This is a genomic window from Intestinibacter sp., assembly GCF_051866655.1.
In the GTDB taxonomy this organism is placed as follows: Bacteria; Bacillota; Clostridia; order Peptostreptococcales; family Peptostreptococcaceae; genus Intestinibacter.
In genome coordinates this window covers 1-3,525 of record NZ_JBJDXL010000328.1, presented here as the reverse complement: position 1 = coordinate 3,525, position 3,525 = coordinate 1, and the positions used below count along the sequence as shown (strand labels likewise).

At 29.0% G+C, this 3,525-nt stretch carries 3 protein-coding genes; all 3 read right to left on the bottom strand.

What is annotated here, in order from left to right; all coding sequences use genetic code 11:
- Positions 1-110: 110 nt before the first annotated feature.
- Entirely contained in the window at positions 111-1,391 is a 1,281-nt protein-coding gene (locus tag ACI3VO_RS09770; RefSeq protein WP_439757740.1) for a cation:proton antiporter, read from the bottom strand.
- Between the two features lie 271 nt (positions 1,392-1,662).
- Positions 1,663-2,880 carry a cation:proton antiporter gene (locus ACI3VO_RS09765; protein ID WP_439757739.1) on the bottom strand — a complete coding sequence of 406 codons (1,218 nt, stop codon included), beginning with the start codon at positions 2,878-2,880 and terminating at the stop codon, positions 1,663-1,665.
- A 163-nt stretch (positions 2,881-3,043) separates the two neighbouring features.
- The coding region (locus ACI3VO_RS09760) for a phosphate acyltransferase (protein ID WP_439757738.1) at positions 3,044-3,525 on the bottom strand (482 nt) is incomplete at its 5' end.

Here is a 3,525-nt window from a genome sequence, read left to right as displayed (position 1 = left end):
TATCTAATACCTCTATTATTATAGTTCATTTACCTACTATAAACTTACAAAAATCATAAAAAGTATATACTAATTTATAGTCTCTAAATTAATACATACTTTTTTATTTTCTATGAATTCTTTAAAATATCTTCTTTAACAGACATATCGCATTTTTTTTCTTCTAATAAAAGACCTAACTTTCTAGCCACAAACTTTGTACTAACTCCTTGCAAAATTAAAGTTATAAGTATTGTCATAAATACTACTGATGAAATTACATCACTTCCAGGTATATTCATAGAAGTTACTATACCACAAAGAGCTGCTGGTATTACGCCTGTTTCTCTTACCCACATCATAAATAATATTTCATTTTTTCTCCATTTTGCTTGCCTATCCACTAAGGTACATATCAAAACACATATAGGTCTTACAACAAACATAAAACAAAATACGCAGAATACTGAAGGTATAAAGTATTTTCCTACTATTTGTAAATCTACTTGGCTTCCCAAAATTATAAATATACACATTCTACAAATCGTACCCAAAGTTTCTACCACATGGCAATCTGCATCGTACGACTTTTGACTGAGCCAAAGCTTGAAATTTTGTTTATTTCCTGTAACTATACCTACTATGAAGCATGACATATATCCACTTCCTCCAAGTACAGTAGATAGCTCATAGGCTATTATTACAGAAATTATAGATATTATAGGAGTATAATCCTTAAATATTCCTCTAGGACTGTCATTTACCAAAGCCAATAAAATAACACCTGTAAGCAATCCCACAACTAAACCTATTATAATCATCAAAGCAAGTTCATATAGATTTTCTTGTAGTGAAAATTGACCCGATAAAATGATAGATAATACAGCTGATGTTAAAATAGCACCTGTGGCATCATTAAAAGCAGATTCACTTATAACTGTCTGAGATACCTTTCTATCTATTTTTATCTGATTGAATATAGGAACTAATGTAGCAGGGTCTGTAGAAGCTATAATACTACCTGCTAAAAGAGCTACCATCGAACTTACACCAAACGAAAATCCTATTATTTGTTGCATAAGAAAAGCTGATATTAAGACACCTACACTCGATAGTAATAAAACTGTTATCTTTACATTTTTTAATACCTTCAAGCTTATTTCTTTGCCACCCATATATAATATAAAAGCCGATCCAAAGGTCAATATAAGTTGATTTTCAACCTGATATTGACTTATATCAACAAATTTTAATACTGAAGGACCTATAAAAATACCTGCTATTAGAAACAAAACAACATCTGGAACTTTTACAATTTCGCTTAATTTGCTACATATTATTCCCGCCATTGCTACTACAGCAAAAAGTATTAACAAGTTATTACATGCAATTGTATGTATAGACGATTCCATAATTCTCATCTCCTTTAAAGTTTTTCTATATATTTATAGTAAGCTTTTCATAAATCAATTGCACTAGCTTTAACAGTCCTTTAACATATTTAACTGCATTTTAAAATTAAATATTAAATTGTATTAGATATTTTTTTAACATTTAATTCAATCTATAATATAATTATATCTTTTTAGATAAATTTTAAATTATTTACTATAAATTATAAAAGACTATTACAAAAACATATTTAAATAAGTTCTTGCAACAGTCTTCTATAATTTATTCATATTAATTCATAGCTATTTCATTATCACCTAACTTTGAATTTTTATCTTTAAATGCTATTTTTAAAAGTATCGGTGAAATCACTGTTGTTATTATAACAACTATCAATATAGGAGCAAATATTACATTTGATACCATGTTTAATTTTATACCTTTATTAGCAACTATAAGCGCAACTTCTCCTCTTGAAACCATACCGGATCCAACTTGAACCGATTCCTTATTTGAGAATTTAAACATCTTAGCTCCTAGACCACAGCCTAATATTTTAGATACAATAGCAACTATAGATAATACAACTGCATATAATACAATCATCATACTCATTTCCGGTAAAACTAACTTAAGACCTATACTAGCAAAAAATACCGGTGATAAAAATGCATACGATACATCGTCTATAGTCCCCATAATTCTTTCCTTTTTATATCCTACTGCAGATATAATAAGTCCTGTTATAAATGCACCTGTTATATTTGCCACTCCAAAGTAAACCTCAGATATGTAAGCTAATAGTAAACATAAACCTATTACAGCTATTACATGTCGTTTTAAATTGTTACTATCTTTAAACCAAATTTTCAATATTTTATAAAGAATAAAAGAAATTGCCGCCATAAATACAAAATACAATACTATTTTTATAAGTATAACATTAATTTTTACAGAAGTATCTGCAAAGCTTGTAACTATAGACAACGCGATTATTCCCAAAATATCGTCTATTATAGCAGCTCCTAAAAGAACATTTCCGACATTAGAGTTTAATTTTCCCATTTCTCTAAGTGTCTCAACAGTGATACTTACTGATGTAGCAGTTAAAACTACCCCTACAAATACACTTTGTAGCATTATACTTGTATCTCCCATAATATTTTTCATTCCTAGCTTTGCAAATAAATAGGTTGTCCCACCTCCTAAAATAAAAGGAACTATTACACCTAGCAAAGCTATCGTAAAAGAAGCTTTTCCTTGTTTTTTCAATTCGTCTATATCTGTTTCCATCCCTGCAGTAAACATCAACAATATTACACCTATTTCAGATAACTGAGTTATAAATTCACTTTCTGAAACTAAGTTTAACATACATGGACCTATTATAATCCCCGCCAGCAAAGCGCCTACTACTTGTGGTAACCTTATTCTTCTAAACATTAATCCCAGTATTTTAGTTGAAAAAAGAATTAATGCTATCTCAAATAGATAATAATAAGAATTCATAAAATAAAACCTCTACTTTCATAAATATTTAATATTTACCATATTAACCAAATTAATCATATTTTAATTATACAATACAAAAAAAAATATATTAATAATTTTGTTAAAAATTACTAATATATTTTTTAATATAAATTACTAGTATAAAATTTTACTTTACTTTTTATTTTTTATGAGCTGCAATTATAGCACCATATGCTATAGAGTATAATTTTGATTCATGTGTATCAGCTCTTGAAACTAAAACTATAGGTGCCTTTGCTCCCATTATAATACCTGCTGATTTTGCACCTGCAGCATATGTAAATGATTTTCCTATACCGTTTCCGACTTCTATTGTAGGCATCAACATTATATCCACGTCTCCTCCTACTTCTGTCTTAAATCCTTTTACCTTACAAGCGTCCTTAGATACCGCTAAATCAAATGCTAAAGGTCCTTCAACTATTACATTATCTCCAAATTCACCTTGTTTACAGGCATCCTCTAAGGCTTTTGCATCAACTGTAGCTTGCATCTTAGGATTTACTTTTTCTTTTGCAGCAAGAGCAGCGACCTTTATAGTATCTAATCCTAGAGGCTCTGTGGCCTTTATAGCATTTTTAAGTATTTTTACCTTTTGTTCATAATCAGGAGCTATATTCA

Coding starts and splice junctions, on each gene's coding strand:
- ACI3VO_RS09770 (WP_439757740.1), bottom strand. CDS start 1,391: ATGGAATCGTCTATACATACAATTGCATGTAATAACTTGTTAATACTT.
- ACI3VO_RS09765 (WP_439757739.1), bottom strand. CDS start 2,880: ATGAATTCTTATTATTATCTATTTGAGATAGCATTAATTCTTTTTTCA.